We start from the raw sequence: 15,159 nt of genomic DNA on the forward strand, positions 1-15,159 counted from the left end.
ACGGATTATTTGCAACGCGCTAAAATAGTTCTCGCCAAAGCCAGAGCAATGGCCTTGTTTTGATCTGGGTCTTCACCTACTTCCACTACCACCTGGAATTTGGCACCATTTGTAAACACATAGAAGGTGTTTTCGATGCCGTTCCAAACGGCGGCATCGCCGATGTTTTCCACGGTAACGTACGCATGTGTAACCTTTTTAGCCATGCCTGAAAAATCTTTCATCATTTGCTCTTGCTGTTCGCGTGATATACCTAAATCGTCCAACTTCTTTTGTGCATTTTTGCTGACTGCTGTTGGGGCTTCGGCTCTGACCGAACGCTCGATTTTTTCGTCCAACATCCCGATATCCTCGTCGCTCACAGCTCGATAGGTCATTTTGAAGTTATCCAGCGAAGTGGCTGCAATGCCGGTAAGCTTTACGTAATCCTTTGCTTTGACTTTCCGATTGATTTGTTTCACAAGTTTTTCACGCCCGTTTTCCCATTCGTACTGTACATAGTCGTATTCGTTGGATGCCAAACCTAACTTTGAAATACCCATGATAGCTTGGTCTGCCGGCATATTCATTGCCTCGGCTGCCATTTCTTTCGTGAGGAGTTCGCTATATTTCTCAGCATGGGCCAACAGGCAGGTATTCTGGCCTTCGGCTTTGGGGTCTATTTTATCGGATATTCCTGCGGCTGATGGCGGCGTGGCTTGACCACAGCTCATCAACGAACCTGCGGTTACGTAGACTAAACCGATAATTGTTGCGTTCATTGGTATGTGTTATAAAATTTGTAAAATCGTTGTTGGTTATTACTGAAGAATAAATTCCACACGCCGGTTCTGTGCCTTTCCAGAGGGCGAGCCGTTATCGGCGACTGGGTCACTTTCTCCCTTACCGGCTGCCAACATGACGTTGCTTACACCAAACTCCCGCTCCAAAGTGGTCCTCACCGCTTCGGCTCTTTTTTCAGAAAGCTGTTGGTTAAGCGCATCACTGCCGTCGCTGTCGGTATGGCCGATGATGCTCACCGATTTGCCGGGTTCAGACTTCAGCGCATCGGCAATTTCCTTTAGTATCCCGTAGGATTCCGACCTGATTTCAGCCGATCCCGTGTTGAATGTGATGGCTGAAGTGGTGAATTTACCTGACTCCAAGAGCTTGTTGCGGGTATCTGGCTTACCTATGGCATAACGGATGTTGCTCACATAATAGTTATCGGCATCCGTGCTGTTCAACACATAGAAACGTGCACTGGTCAGTTTCACATCACGTTCGAATGCATTGGTCATGTCCAAAACTTTGGTTTCATTGGCAAATACCTGTAGTCGCCTTCCCATCCGGGCAATGGAGATGTGGATCGGTGTGTTCTTGCTCTCGGCATTGATGAGCTGATCAGCTTTGTACTTTGTCGAAAAGTTGAGGGACGCATCCGCTGATACAACTTTCCTACCCGTAATAAAAGGCCCGCCATCGTGCCCAACGCCGGAGAATTCGACCCCGGTATAGTGATCAGTCAATTTTTGAAGAGCGAAATATCCGGGTGTACCCTCCCAGTCCAGCTTGGCTTCAGGATTGGCAATATCCGAAAACACCAGGTTAAGAAGTCGTGCATTGCTATAGGTGCCAAATGCAAAATCATACATGAGATCAAATTCGAGCGTAAAGTTCTCGGGCAAATCCCGCAGGTATTCGGGCACGAAGTTGCCTTTGGTCTTGTTAAACCATACCCAGTTTCCTTCCAGGCCCTCGAAGTTGACGATTTCAGAGGTGCCAGTACTGACCCACGACGCAGGCAGATCTCCCACGGCATCCTGCGAAAAATCGTCAAAAGCGATGATTTCTTCACCCGGCACGAAAGTGAATTTGCTATAACGCTGTAGGCCGGCTGATTGGGTTTCTTGCCCATCGGCCGAGGTGCCTTTGGCATTCATCTCGATGGAATCTCCGCCATGTGCCTGTCCCGGCTTCCCGGAATTCCTTTTCACTTTGCCTTCTTTTTCCGATTTGGCGATGTCGCCGGGGGTCTCTTCCACTTTGTCCAAGCCTTTGTCGATCGCTTTGTCTATTTTCCGCTCGATGCGCTGGCTGGCCTTCCGCTCGATTTTCTTTTCAATCTTCTTGCCTGTGTTTTTCCATATCTGGGCGTTTCCTGTCTGGCAAACCATAAGCAATACGGCGACGGCAAACAGGTGGATCAATTGGTGGTTTCTTTTACTTGTTTTCATGGTGTATTGGTTTTTCTAAAAGGATAAATCCTGGGATTAATTCATCGGGATATCAAATGCTTGTGAAACGGCATCCAAGTTCGTTAGGTCTACCCCTTGGGATCTCGCGGATGCGGCAAGCCCCCCGGGGATGATGACATAGCGGTAAGCGTCGTACAAGATGATCTGGCCTAAGTCTGCCGCCGATGACTTCACGTCGATCGTAATGACCGGCAATTGGTAATGGTAGGAAAACTCATAAGACAAAACCCTGCTGGAATAGCTGAAATTATAAATCGGCAACATGCTAACCTGCGTGTTGTTGACCGTGCGCACATAAACCACGACCATGCTATTGGGATAAGTGACTAGCGCATCCACGTATAACAGGCTTTGGGCGTGTTTAGAATTGATAATCTCCCAATCGTTCAAGTTATCAAAAGCAAACCAATTAGAATATATGACGTTAGCCGTGCCCGGATCCCCTTTATCTCCCTTTGCACCACGCTCACCCTGCGCACCCCGTGGGCCGGTATCTCCTTTATCGCCCTTATCTCCTTTGGGGCCTTGTACTCCTTTGAGAACGATGCCCGCCCCCCATCCGGTATCGGTTTTGGGCCCAAACAAAGCACCTGTCGTTGTCTGGAAATAGTAGTCCCCGTCGCGGCCAATGACGGTTGTTGGCGATGCCGAGCCACTGAGTATCTGTGAGCCGGCTTCACCTTGCTCTCCTCTTACTCCTGTAGCACCCCGCGGGCCGGTATCTCCTTTATCGCCCTTATCTCCTTTGGGGCCTTGCGCCCCTGTAGCACCCCGTGGGCCGGTATCTCCTTTATCACCCTTATCTCCTTTGGAGCCTTGCGCTCCTGTAGCACCCCGTGGGCCTGATTCTCCTCGGTCACCCTTATCTCCTTTGGGGCCTTGCGCCCCTGTAGCACCCCGTGGGCCGGTATCTCCTTTATCGCCCTTATCTCCTTTGGGGCCTTGCGCTCCTGTAGCACCCCGTGGGCCCTGGGGTCCCCTCAACCCAATCGATGTACCCCATCCCTTCTCCGTTTTTGGCCCATAAAGGCTTGCATTGCTGGTGTTCAGGTAGTAGTCGCCTGTTGAACCGATTGATGCTGCCGGAGCTCCGGTACCACTGAGGATAACATGGCCATCTTTTCCGGACGCCCCTCGGCTGCCGGCTTCGCCGCGTTCACCCTGCTGCCCTTGTGGTCCTTGTGGACCAACATCGCCCTTTTTACAGCCTGTCCATGCGCACGTGGTGAGGACAAAAAAAATGCATATTACTAATTGCCTGTTCATGTTCTTAATCATTTATCGAAAACTCGCAACCAACGCTTATCGCTAGCCGGTAGAACCGAAGGGCGCAAAAACCCTGATGGGTTAAAGCACCTTATCCGGTTACCATGAAGACGTGTGCATTTTGTAAAATTAGAGGGTCACCAGCGAAAGGTTTCCGCATTTTCGCCTTCCCCTTTGATCAATTCGCCCTCACCGCTGCTTGTCCACCCAGCTCGCCAATAGTCGCCACCACCATTGGGCGGATATGACCAATACGTGAAATCACCCGATTGGTCCGCCTTAAATACATATTGATACCTTGCAGTCAAATAGCTGTTAGGTCTGGGGCTCCATACTAATAGTTCCACCCGATAATTGCCTCCCCCGTCGTCTATCCAAGAAAATTCTTTCGTTTGCGTATTGGGCTCGGCACCGATGTAATAGGCTAATTGGCCAGAATGCTTGCCCGTTTCAGTTTTTCCCTCATCTGCATTCCAGTCTTCCCACCAGTTGCCCGCCGCCCGCATAATATGTCCGCCAGTGGCATTTGTCACCTCCAACTCAAAGACGCGGTGGGAGTCGACGAAATCTCCGAACATGTAACTGACGATATGACCACCGACCTGGTATTCAAAACGGTCACCTAATCCGCCTGTAGGTTGTGTATGCACTTCAGGCACCACGAAGTAAGTACTGTATTCCGCAATAATAGCCCCTAAAACGTTAATCGCTCCGTATACCTGCTTGGCGTGAGTGTCTTGATGGTTTTTCAACGCATCCGGCACTTTGAATACGCCCGGTTGGGATTTCTCAGGCTGCCAGATTTCGGATCCGTCTCCCGGTTCATCTGGATTTGGATGATCTTTTTTACCACAAGCCAAAAAAGCCAGCGACAATAATATGACGATATGTCTTTTCATATGTGTATAATTTGTTTTTCAATTGCCATATGTATACTCATGTATGTTTGTGTTTTTCGGAAACATGAGTATTTCATGATGTATTGCATTCTTCGTTATTTGATAATAATCTTTCCACTTACTTTAACTTCTACCTCAATGTTTTCACCTTCAGCCACGGCATCGTAGAATGTTGCATTCTCAAAGCGGAGCTCGAAGGTTGCCAGGCCGCCATTGGGGTTGGATCCTGCAGATTGGCGTTTCAAGTTACTGATCGATATGTTGCCTCCTACAGACCCAAACACATATTGTGTACCTCCGTCTTTGAGGGAAAGGGCCGCTTGACTTCCTGTTTCCGCTCCGTCTAGGGCAAATGGAAGTACTCGATCACTTGGGTCCAACGCCAAGGCGCTGGCAAACGTAAAATCACCATGCAGTAGTTGGAGGGAAATGCCTTTATTGTTTGTCCCTGGCTCCTGCACGAAGAGCGCGATGGCCTGCTCGGGGGAAAGTCCGCCAGCTTTATACTCCCTGCCTGCCAATGGTCCAGTCAGGAATTTGAATTCGTAGCTACTGTTGGTCGCTTCTGGAATCGGGTTATCTTTTTTTCCACAAGCCGACAATACCATCACGACGAATAGGGAAAATAATGCAGGTATTTTCATGGGTTTCATTTTTGTTGAGTTTATAAGTTTTTTTAACGGATACTGTATTTGACGCCAAGGAAAATGCCCAGCTGTTCTGTGCCGGCAATGGTGTATTTCAATTCGGCGAAGGGTAGGATTTTCGAACCGAAATCAAAGTTGGTACCTGCGCCGATGTTGAGTCCCACTTTGCTGGCACTCCCTCCAAGTCCACCGAAGTCCATCCCGATATCCCCGAGATCAAAGTTTACGGAAGAGCGGGCCACATTCAATCCGGCCAATCCATACACACTGAAAGGCCCTTCATTGACGAAGTAATAGTGGGCATTGGCATTGAACTCCCAAAATGTCATTTTAGCGAATTCGCTATTTTCCATAAAATAGTAAGCAAAGGATGGTGCAATGGCCAGTTTTGGGATGATGCCAATCTCACCAATGACACCGATAGCCGGCTTTTCGATTTTGGTGCCGTAGGCACCAAATAGACCGACACGGATGGGCTGCTGAGCTTGTAGGAATGCGAAACCCACCATAAGAAACAAACCTGATAATACTAATTTTTTCATAAGATTACTTTTGTTTTATTTTTATGGTTAGTGACGTACCCCATGTGTCAGGTAAACAGAAAAATCAAAATGTGCGGGGAATACCTAATTTGGTGTAGTGCCGACATTGATATATTCGCTTATATTTGTGCTGTCATCGCAAATCACAAATAAGATTACTTAAGGAAACCGCATGCTACCTGTCTATAGATTCTTATCGCTACTTTTTACCTGCTTTGCGCTAATGTTGGCCTTCACGACTGAATCGCAAGAATCAAACTGGAAAGCGTTGTCGATTATCGCGGATTCGCTGCAGAGCAATAGACAGTTTGATCAAGCTGTGCCTTTTTGGGAGCAGGCTGTCTCGAGTGCCAAAAATGCTCCAGATACGATAAAGCGAATGTTGCGCTTCCGCCTACTTTATGGCAAAGGGCTGACTTACGACTATGAAAAGGAAGGCATTCCCTTTTTTGAAGAAGCCTATCCATTATTGTCTGTTTCCCAATTGGATACCTCGCGGCAATCTACTTTCCTCAATACCTACTACCACTACCTAGGATATAATGGACGTTGGACAGAAGCCCTGCCTATTGCCGAGCTTTGTATGCGGCTACGCGAAAACTTGGATGAAAAACCTCCTTTAGCATACATTTCCACCGTGCATGACGTTGCCTATATCAATAACATGATTGGCCATTACCCGCAAGCCATTGAAGGCTACAAACGCTCCATTGACTTATATATTCGTCATAAAGGCCGGTTCGACAACGATGTAGCATTGGGATACAACAACCTCGCGTTCAATTACGGTTTGATGGGGATGGCAAACAAGCAATATGAGTCCTATAGTGAAGCTGCTGCTATCTGGGAAAGCATTGCACTGGAAGACAAAAGCTACCTGAGTACCGTATATGGCAATTTGCTTCAATGGCTAATAGATTATGGCCAGGTAGATGAGGCGGAAAGCTTGCTGGCCAAGATGCGCCAACTGCATCTGCATAAGGACGCACAGTGGGGCAGCAACAATAGGTTGATCGTGAATAAAAACGAGCTTGAAAACGTAAATATTCGACTAAGTTTGTGGAATAAGAGCATTAAATTATATGCTAAAACGGGTGACACCGCCCGCACCCACCAATACCTTGATTCGATTGCCCGAGTGCTGCATGCTATCGGCCCGCAGCGTACCGACAAACAACTCGAATACCTCGAAAGTGGATATGCAGACATCGGCAGTGCTTATGCCGCGCAAGGAAAAGACAGTTTTGCAGTCAGTTACTTCCAAAAGGCGCTAGACCTCAAAAGAACGCATCAGTATGGTCGATCGCAATCGCAAACCTTAGCTAAGATGGCCAAATCACTTATGGCGATACGGGATTTCGAAACAGCAAAACTATATATAGACAGTACGTTAGCGATAACAAAGCATTCGGCTAACCTTCCCGTTTTCCATACGATTGCAGCACAAATCGCCGCAAAACAACAAGACACTGATCGCGCAAGATACCATATCGCGCAAACCCTCGAAGGTTTAGCAGGATCCGCTACGCTTGGAAAATCTCCCCAAAAAATCAAATCAGGTGATTTCGACGGCAAAGTTGACCGCAATTATATCGCTGCGCTGAGCTCAGCCGGCCATCACTATCTTGGTTTTTACAGGAATACGGGGCAGGTATCCGATTTGGATGCGGCGCAGCATTTGTTTACGCTGGCATCTGATATGCTGGGGACCTACTACCTTGGTGGCCTTTACACCGAAACATTGGCCGAACTCTTGTCGGCTATCCAACAAGGGTTACTCGAATGCCAGCTCCTGAATCCGAATGAAGCCATTAAAGAACAAACCTTGGCTCGCCTCATCAGTTTGGTGGAAAATAGCCAAAGCCGTCACAGTTGGAAAAAGTTCCTTAAAAATATGCCAACGGGGTCGCTGGTCATTCCTGATTCACTGCTTGATCAGGAAGAAGCGCACCGGCGACTAATCGTTCACTACAAAAGCCAATTGTACGGCATGGCGAACGATAGCGCTATCCATGGAGACACTGACCTCATCACTGCGCTGCTCCATCAGGAGGAGGCCGCGCTCCAAAAAGCCGAAACAGCTATTTTGAATTTACATCCTATCTATAATCATTTTAGCGAAAGTCAAATCACCACATCAGACATCCAACAGAAACTTCGAAACCAGTCAATTCTAAGGTACGTGATCACCGATTCAGCTTCCTACCTTATCCACATCAAACGCCGCAGTCTGGCGCTCTATCCTTTAGGAAATTCATCCACTTTGATAGGGCTGGCCGAGCGCACCATTGGCCTGCTGAAGAAAAGGGACGACGCCTATTATCCCGCTGCAAAGGAATTGCATGATCTTCTGCTACCCGAAACACTGAAGCCCCATTTGGCAAACCAATTAATCATCGTGCCTGATGGTGTTTTGCATTACCTTCCGTTTGAGGCGTTGACGGCAAACGGAGAGCCTAGCGGCTTTTTGGTGCATAATCATACGCCCAGTTATGCCACTTCATTACCGCTCTTGCTTGTGCAAGATCAAACATCATATAGTAATGAAAGAGCGTTTGCTGCCTTTGCCCCGCATTATCCGGTAACTACCACAGCTGCAGATCAACGCGGACAGGAGTTACTCGACTTGCCAGGAGCGGCAAATGAAGTGGACGTGCTGTCTACCTTGTTTGGGGGGGATATTCACCGAGGCGATTCGGTCATCAAATCAGTATTTTGGGATCAAGCTCCGAAGTATGGATTACTACACCTTGCCATGCACGCCCAAGTCGATGACCATAATGGCGAGCAATCCCATTTCATATTTGCGGACAACAGCAGGTTACATAGCTATGAGTTGTATGGTATGAAACTGCAAGCGGGATTGGCGGTACTTAGTGCATGTAATACGGGGTATGGCCCTATCCAAAAAGGTGAAGGCGTACAAAGCTTGGCAAGGGCTTTTACTTATGCCGGTGTGCCCAGCTTGGTCATGGGTCTCTGGCAACTACCAGACAATAGCACGAGTGAAATCATGGTTGATTTCTACCATAGCCTAAAAGAAAATAAACATAAACATGTTGCGCTGGCGACCGCTAAAAAGGGGTATCTTGAAAAATTCGAGTTAGAATCCGAGTTGCTGCATCCGTATTACTGGGCCGGGCTGGTCATATCAGGCAACACCAGCTCCATCAGGCCCGGTATAAATTGGCTATATTGGGCGCTGCTGGGAATCATTGGATTTGGCGGCTGTTTATATGCAGGCAGAAAATGGAAGCGGGCCCGTCGTCCACGGGCTTTGTAGTCATGGATTTAATTCTTTTATCAACACTTTAGCCTCTGTTTGCTTATAGCCGTTTGATACGGCCAATTGTTCAAGTAGGTTAATCGCTGATTCGGTTTCCCCCATTTTGATGTATGCCAATGACAAGTACCATTGCGCCTGGCGCATGAGCTTCGTGCCCGGTGAGTCCAAATAGGTAGACAAGAGCGTAGTGGCTTCCTTGTAACGATTTAACTGCATGGCGGACAACGCTTGGTAAAACACGGTTTCAGCGTCTGCATTGCCATCACCGATCAATTGCGCAAACAGTATATAGGCCCTTTCGTAATTTCCTTTTTCATAGTTTGCGTATGCCCTCGTGAGCACATCTGTATCTGTTGCTTCCCGTACGATGGGCATTACAATATTTGGATAAGGGGTAAAATGGATACTATACAATTCCGAGGACGTTCTTACAGGCTGATTAGACCAATAAAATAGTCCTATTGTACCGATTAGTAAGATGGATGCAGCTGCATACCACCACGTTAACCGACTTTCTTGTCCGGAAATGGTTGTTTCAGGCGACTGCTCTTCATCGGTCAAACTTTGCAAGCGAGATTTTAGCCGCTCATGTTCATTTCGCGCAAAAGCCTTGGCTGCCTGTTGCCTGAATTGAAGTTCCTCCCTGAATACAGGGTCCTCTGCTCTTAGCTTTTCTACTTTATGGAGTTCATCCCCCTCCAGTTTGCCTGTTAAGTAGGCATCGATCAGTACATCATATTTTTCCGGCATTCCGATATATTTTTTTCACGATGAGCTTCAAACTCTGCATACACCTGTATTTTTGGCTTTTTACTACATCTGTGTTAGCGTATCCCAACAGCTTCATAATCGCTGTGGGTTCCTTGTCGTCGTAGTAAAACATTCGTAAAATCGTGCTACACGGCTCTCCCAGCTTTTTGATGGCATTTTGCAATAGGCTAACCGTTTCGTCCTCATCTGTTACATTTTCAATATAGTTGGAAATTACCCAATCTATTTCCTGCAAGTCACCCGTTTCCAGGCTTGTAGTAGGCCTACTGTTCCTAAGGTAACGATAAAGCATAAATTTGCCTATACTGATTATATATGTAGAAATGGCGCTTTTCAATTCCGTCACTTTGCCCGTCCTTACGTTTTCGTAAAACGCAATGATTGCATCCTGATAGATATCCTCCAGCACCATGTTGTCGTCAAGGATGTGCTTACCATACCTCAAAAATCTCGCTTTATTGGTTACATATAACTCGTCCAATGCTCGCTCATTTCCCTTTCTAATTTCGGTAAGTAATTGCTGTTCGTCTTTCATTAGTATCGGCACATCGAAAAAAGTAAACTGGATTCGGCTAAAATAGCCATTCTTGCCCATTGGGCGGAACGTTGTTTGATTTTTTTGGGTAACCATCGTATCTAACGTTACAACAGGATAGGCTTGACCGGGCTTAGCGGTCATATTGACCGAAGTATTGGCTCTAATAGCCAATAGCACGAATATCAATAGCAGCGGTTTTCAGATACAGGAACGGTTCAATGTGCTGTTCAACAATATCCAGATTTGCTAATGATTAAGAAATAGCGATATCGTTAACAATTTAGAATTACTTCAAATTACATTTTCTATCATTCTCTTCCCCTAAACCCGGGCTGCGCGTAGCGTTAATGCGTAACTTTGGTGAGATAATACATACGTGCTATGGATGATTTTCTCGCCGCTCGGTCACAGATGGCCATGTCCTTGGGATTCCACATCATTTTTGCCTGTATCGGCATGGTCATGCCCTTTTTCATGTCGATTTCCCATTTCATTTACCTAAAGACCGGCAACTTACTATACAAGGGACTAACGAAAGCTTGGAGCCGCGGAGTAGCGATACTTTTTGCTACTGGTGCGGTATCCGGTACCATGCTTTCTTTCGAGCTAGGGTTGTTGTGGCCCACGTTTATGGAGCACGCTGGTCCTATCTTTGGGATGCCATTTTCCTTGGAGGGGACCGCTTTTTTTATCGAGGCCATAGCGCTCGGTTTCTTTCTCTATGGTTGGGATCGTTTTCACCCGTGGTTCCATTGGGCTGCAGGATTGGTGGTGGGCATCAGCGGCGTGGCCTCTGGTATTTTGGTGGTGGCTGCCAATGCATGGATGAACAGCCCCGCGGGCTTTGACTACGTGAATGGCCAGTATTTGAACATCGATCCCATTGCGGCCATGTTCAACGATGCTTGGTTCTCACAGGCACTGCACATGACATTGGCCGCGTTTGTAGCTACCGGCTTCGCCGTTGCAGGCGTGCATGCGCTGATGATCCTCAAAAATAAAAATGTCGCCTTTCACAATGCGGCCTTCCGTATCAGTGCGCTGACCGCCTGTGTAGCAGCACTCCTGCAGCCGATCAGTGGGGATATCTCGGCTAAAGATGTCGCTGAGCGGCAGCCGGCCAAGCTAGCAGCCATGGAGGCGCATTTCAATACCGAGTCAAGGGCACCCTTTTTGATTGGCGGCATACCGGATGAAGAAAATGACACGGTACACTATGGATTAAAGATACCGGGGCTATTAAGCTTTTTGGCCCATGGCGATATCGATGCGCCGGTGACGGGCCTGAAGGACATTCCCCGTGAAGACCGCCCGCCGGTGGCAATTACCCATTATGCCTTCCAGCTCATGATCGGGTTGGGAATGTTACTTGCGGCATTGTCCGTTATATACCTCTACGGGCTTATCCACAAAAAACATTGGCTATCCAGCAGGTGGCTATTGCGACTGTTCGTGATTGCGATCCCGATGGGTTATATCGCGCTGGAAGCTGGTTGGACAGTTACCGAAGTGGGTCGCCAACCTTGGATCATCCATGGCGTGATGCGTACGGCAGACGCCGTGACTCCCATGCCGGGCATTGTCTACTCATTCTACCTATTCACGGCAGTGTTTGTGTCGCTGTCGATCATCGTGAGTTACCTGCTATACAGGCAAATTAAGATGGTCGGCAAGTTGTATGATCCGACGGATCCCGAGTATAAAGCAAAAGATTAAACGCTATGTTGTACGTCGTTATCGCATACCTTTGGGCTTCCATTTGCCTTTACATCCTGTTGGGCGGGGCCGATTTCGGTGCCGGCATCGTGGAGTTGGTCAGTAAGCCCAAGCACCGCAAGGCCGTGCGCGCCATCATGTACCGGGCTATCGGACCTGTTTGGGAGGCCAATCACATGTGGCTGATCATTGCCATCGTCATCCTGTTCGTAGGCTTCCCCGAAATCTATGCGGCCATGTCGGTATACATGCATATACCACTCGTGCTTATGCTGCTGGGGATTATGGCACGGGGTACCGCATTCGCCTTTCGTCACTACGATGCCGTTACTGACGATCTGCAGCGGGTCTATTCTCGTGTTTTTACATCATCAAGTCTCGTTACCCCTTTCTTTCTGGGGATCATCGCCGCCGCTACGGTATCGCGCACGATAGACACCGAAGCAGCCGACTTCCTTTCGGCCTACGTGTTTAGCTGGTTCAATGGCTTCGGGATCAGTGTGGGTTTCTTCACCATTGCAATCTGTGGTTATCTAGCAGCCGTGTTTGCCGTGGGGGAAACGCCAGAAGAAGGCGAAAGACGCATGCTTATTCGGCTGGCTCGGTCTTTTATTTTGATTGTGGTGGTATGCGGTGCAGTGGTGTTTCTAATGGCACATCGTTCGGAAATCCCACTGTTGCATTGGATTTTCGGGGATATCTGGGGGCAACTGGCCATTACGGCCGCTTCGGTGTCACTAATTGGATTGTTCATTGCATTTAAACGCCGTAATGCCCTTTGGATGCGGCTGCTTGCCGGCTTCCAGGTGGTGATGATCCTATTTGCGGCTACCTACCAGCATTATCCCGATCTGGTTTTGCTCAACAACGGCAGCGCATTGTCCCTAGCGGATCACCACGGGGGGTTGGCCAGCATTGAGGCGCTGGGGTGGGCGCTCCTTTGTGGCAGTGTGCTGATACTCCCGGCACTGTTTTACCTGATGTATGCGTTCCGCGGAAAGACGAAATAAATCTTATCTTTGCGACCACTAGATCAATCCCGGATATGAACGACAAATTAATGGCAAGAAGCGGTGGTAAATGCGAATTGTGCCAAAAAGAAGCGGACGTAGTGGTCCATCACATATTGCCTGATACGTATGCCGATAATGAGGTGGTCGTGTGCAAGTCCCTGGTCGGCCAGGTTGAAGGTACTGAGCCTCTCAATCCTGAAGCGTGGCGTTTCCTTCCCGATGCGATGTGGAGCGAAGTGCCCGCCGTACAAGTGCTGGCATGGCGTATGCTGAACCGCCTGAAAGACGAAGCTTGGGCTTCCGACGCATTGGATATCCTTTACCTCGACGACGATATGCTGGAATGGGCAAAGGCCCTCGGTGAACAGGGAGAAGCCCGTGAAGCCGTCGTGCACAAAGACGCCAATGGCAACATTCTCCAAAACGGCGATTCTGTGGTGATTACCAAAACTCTCGATGTGAAGGGTAGCAGCTTAAGCGCCAAACTGGGCACAGTGGTTAAAAACATTCGCTTGGTGGAAGATAATCCAGAGCAGATAGAAGGCAGGGTAGACGGGCAGCTGATTGTTATTTTAACGAAGTACTTGCGGAAGCAAAACTAGTCGTCTCGTAATGCTTTCGATAAAGGAATATAGGCGTGCCTTATGCACGCCCATTTTCGATTAAATGACAGCTACCGCAAGGCATTCAACAGAAAACCTTGATGAGTTATTTATAAAGGTAGGTGGTTCGGGATTCTTTGCCATCTTCATCTTTCTCCACCGCTGAGGAAGGGTAGCCCGTGGCCGCATATTGATAAGCATACGTACTGATGAACGACCCGAGGCCGGTAATGTCCAACTTGCTTTCAATGATCTCGTTTTCACTGGAGAAGACACCGAACAAATCGGGAATAACAAGGTAGTCGAAACGAGCCGCACTGAATGGTGATTTCTTGTTGCCGTATTTCCATGTCAGTTGCAGTTCGCTGTTATCACTGGTTAATGCTACCCGCGTTAAGTTCTTGCCGGTATAGCTAAGCGTATAGATAGATTCTTCGCCCGACTCGTTGGAGAAGCGCATTGTACTGACCTTACCGTTCGCTGTTTCGTAGGCAACGGCTGTTTCGAACTCCAATTCGGGATTTGCCGGATAGGTCAAAACGGAAGTTGCGCTTAAAGGAATACCGGTGTTGCTATAGGTGATTTCGAATACCTGTTTAGCGCCCTCCGACTCGAGTTCAAACTTTATGGGATTGTCATTGCCATCATAAGTCACCTTACTGTGATAATTATCCTCTTCGCTATTGTACGCAACGAGGCGGTTTTTGTCGTCGTAAAGCAATGTGTAGGTACTGGATACACCATCTGTCGTGGTCATATAACGTTGGAGGTATTTTGTTGTGTTTGATAGCGATTCACGCTCGCGGTCTTTTTTGCAACCTGAGGCCACGACAAGGCAGATCAAACTGAATAGGAACGTTTGTTTCATTTGTTTGTACTTTGTTTTACATTGACAAAATTAGTGCTTGTGAGCTGACAGTTTTTCGGGGTTGCTACGGGAACTTTCGCTTGCGCAGTATTACGTATTTCCGGCTGAATTGCTGTCAATTATTGTGCAGATATGCAAGTTTGACAAAGTGACGTGTTGGCAATGGTGCATGTTGCCGTTAATCCCACACCGAAATTTTTAGGCAGCCGCTCAACACCGAAAATAGCCCTAGAATGCCGGCCCTTATCTGCTAGGACTTGTACGAATAGATCAGAGGCTCCATCGGCCAGCCGGGCTCCCTCATCCCATCCGGCTGTCGCTTGGTAGTAAATGTCAAGGTGGTTTAATCCCACGAGCTGGTCTATTGATGAGATGGTGCTTATTTGAGACAATACGTTCAGCGAGCAGATACCGAGGGCGTTATATCCATCGCGGGTCGACAATTCTCCGCCGAGCCTACCCTGATAATGATACTGATCGTTCAATATGGGAAATTGAATAGCAATATAAGCTACATCATTCCTGATATTTATGGATACGTAGTTTCCACCGGGTGCAGTAGGGGTAGGGAGATCAAGATCGAGCTTTTTGAGTTTTTCTAGAAAATTCATATCGAGTGTTATTTAATTGACGAAACTAGTTAAGGTTCTTCTCCCTTTTTTCGGGGGCAATACCTTAGTTTTAGCTTACGTAATACTACTAGACAATACGTTTATCTGCATATTATGCTTTTTATCTTCGTGTATGGTGGTTTGACGGCTTTCATCCAATCGA

The 15,159-nt window shown here is 47.8% G+C and carries 14 protein-coding genes; 4 read left to right on the forward strand and 10 right to left on the reverse strand.

Going from position 1 to position 15,159, the window contains the following annotated elements; all coding sequences use genetic code 11:
- Positions 1–5 precede the first annotated feature (5 nt).
- From IEV98_RS05915 to IEV98_RS05940, 6 genes are all read right to left on the reverse strand, one after another.
- Positions 6–761 (reverse strand): hypothetical protein, encoded by a 756-nt coding sequence (locus tag IEV98_RS05915; protein ID WP_188504955.1) that lies wholly within the window; start codon positions 759–761, stop codon positions 6–8.
- A gap of 39 nt (positions 762–800) precedes the next feature.
- Positions 801–2,216 (reverse strand): OmpA family protein, encoded by a 1,416-nt coding sequence (locus IEV98_RS05920; RefSeq protein WP_188504956.1) that lies wholly within the window; start codon positions 2,214–2,216, stop codon positions 801–803.
- Between the two features lie 36 nt (positions 2,217–2,252).
- Entirely contained in the window at positions 2,253–3,503 is a 1,251-nt protein-coding gene (locus IEV98_RS05925; protein WP_229738597.1) for a collagen-like domain-containing protein, read from the reverse strand.
- A gap of 137 nt (positions 3,504–3,640) precedes the next feature.
- Positions 3,641–4,402 (reverse strand): hypothetical protein, encoded by a 762-nt coding sequence (locus IEV98_RS05930; RefSeq protein WP_188504958.1) that lies wholly within the window; start codon positions 4,400–4,402, stop codon positions 3,641–3,643.
- Between the two features lie 95 nt (positions 4,403–4,497).
- Positions 4,498–5,055: a hypothetical protein gene (locus IEV98_RS05935; protein ID WP_188504959.1), complete on the reverse strand. Its 558-nt coding sequence runs from the start codon at positions 5,053–5,055 to the stop codon at positions 4,498–4,500.
- Between the two features lie 23 nt (positions 5,056–5,078).
- The gene (locus IEV98_RS05940; RefSeq protein WP_188504960.1) at positions 5,079–5,591 is read right to left on the reverse strand and encodes an outer membrane beta-barrel protein; all 513 of its coding nucleotides are present in this window, start codon (positions 5,589–5,591) and stop codon (positions 5,079–5,081) included.
- A gap of 172 nt (positions 5,592–5,763) precedes the next feature.
- Here IEV98_RS05940 and IEV98_RS05945 point away from each other — a divergent pair, with 172 nt between their 5' ends.
- Entirely contained in the window at positions 5,764–8,874 is a 3,111-nt protein-coding gene (locus tag IEV98_RS05945; RefSeq protein WP_188504961.1) for a CHAT domain-containing protein, read from the forward strand.
- Here the strand turns inward: IEV98_RS05945 and IEV98_RS05950 are convergent, their stop codons facing one another.
- Positions 8,875–9,627, reverse strand: a complete 753-nt coding sequence (locus IEV98_RS05950; protein WP_188504962.1) for a tetratricopeptide repeat protein — start codon at positions 9,625–9,627, stop codon at positions 8,875–8,877.
- Positions 9,611–10,327 carry an RNA polymerase sigma factor gene (locus IEV98_RS05955; protein ID WP_188504963.1) on the reverse strand — a complete coding sequence of 239 codons (717 nt, stop codon included), beginning with the start codon at positions 10,325–10,327 and terminating at the stop codon, positions 9,611–9,613. Before IEV98_RS05955 ends, IEV98_RS05950 begins: the two co-directional genes overlap by 17 nt.
- 240 nt (positions 10,328–10,567) lie before the next feature.
- Between IEV98_RS05955 and IEV98_RS05960 the strand changes: the two genes are divergently transcribed.
- The 3 genes from IEV98_RS05960 to IEV98_RS05970 are packed head-to-tail and all read left to right on the forward strand — an operon-like array spanning position 10,568 to position 13,517.
- On the forward strand, positions 10,568–11,902 hold the full coding sequence (locus IEV98_RS05960; protein WP_188504964.1) for a cytochrome ubiquinol oxidase subunit I: 1,335 nt from the start codon (positions 10,568–10,570) through the stop codon (positions 11,900–11,902).
- A 5-nt stretch (positions 11,903–11,907) separates the two neighbouring features.
- Positions 11,908–12,912 carry a cytochrome d ubiquinol oxidase subunit II gene (locus IEV98_RS05965; RefSeq protein WP_188504965.1) on the forward strand — a complete coding sequence of 335 codons (1,005 nt, stop codon included), beginning with the start codon at positions 11,908–11,910 and terminating at the stop codon, positions 12,910–12,912.
- 35 nt (positions 12,913–12,947) lie between these two features.
- Positions 12,948–13,517 carry a PhnA domain-containing protein gene (locus tag IEV98_RS05970; protein ID WP_188504966.1) on the forward strand — a complete coding sequence of 190 codons (570 nt, stop codon included), beginning with the start codon at positions 12,948–12,950 and terminating at the stop codon, positions 13,515–13,517.
- A 106-nt stretch (positions 13,518–13,623) separates the two neighbouring features.
- Here IEV98_RS05970 and IEV98_RS05975 read toward each other — a convergent pair whose 3' ends face one another.
- Both IEV98_RS05975 and IEV98_RS05980 read right to left on the reverse strand, forming a co-directional pair.
- A complete protein-coding gene (locus tag IEV98_RS05975) occupies positions 13,624–14,385 on the reverse strand; it encodes a hypothetical protein (RefSeq protein ID WP_188504967.1) in 762 nt (253 codons plus the stop codon).
- Positions 14,386–14,504: 119 nt separating this feature from the next.
- Positions 14,505–14,996, reverse strand: a complete 492-nt coding sequence (locus tag IEV98_RS05980; protein WP_188504968.1) for a RidA family protein — start codon at positions 14,994–14,996, stop codon at positions 14,505–14,507.
- Positions 14,997–15,159 lie beyond the last annotated feature (163 nt).

It is taken from the genome of Parapedobacter pyrenivorans (genome assembly GCF_014636865.1).
GTDB lineage: Bacteria > Bacteroidota > Bacteroidia > Sphingobacteriales > Sphingobacteriaceae > Parapedobacter > Parapedobacter pyrenivorans.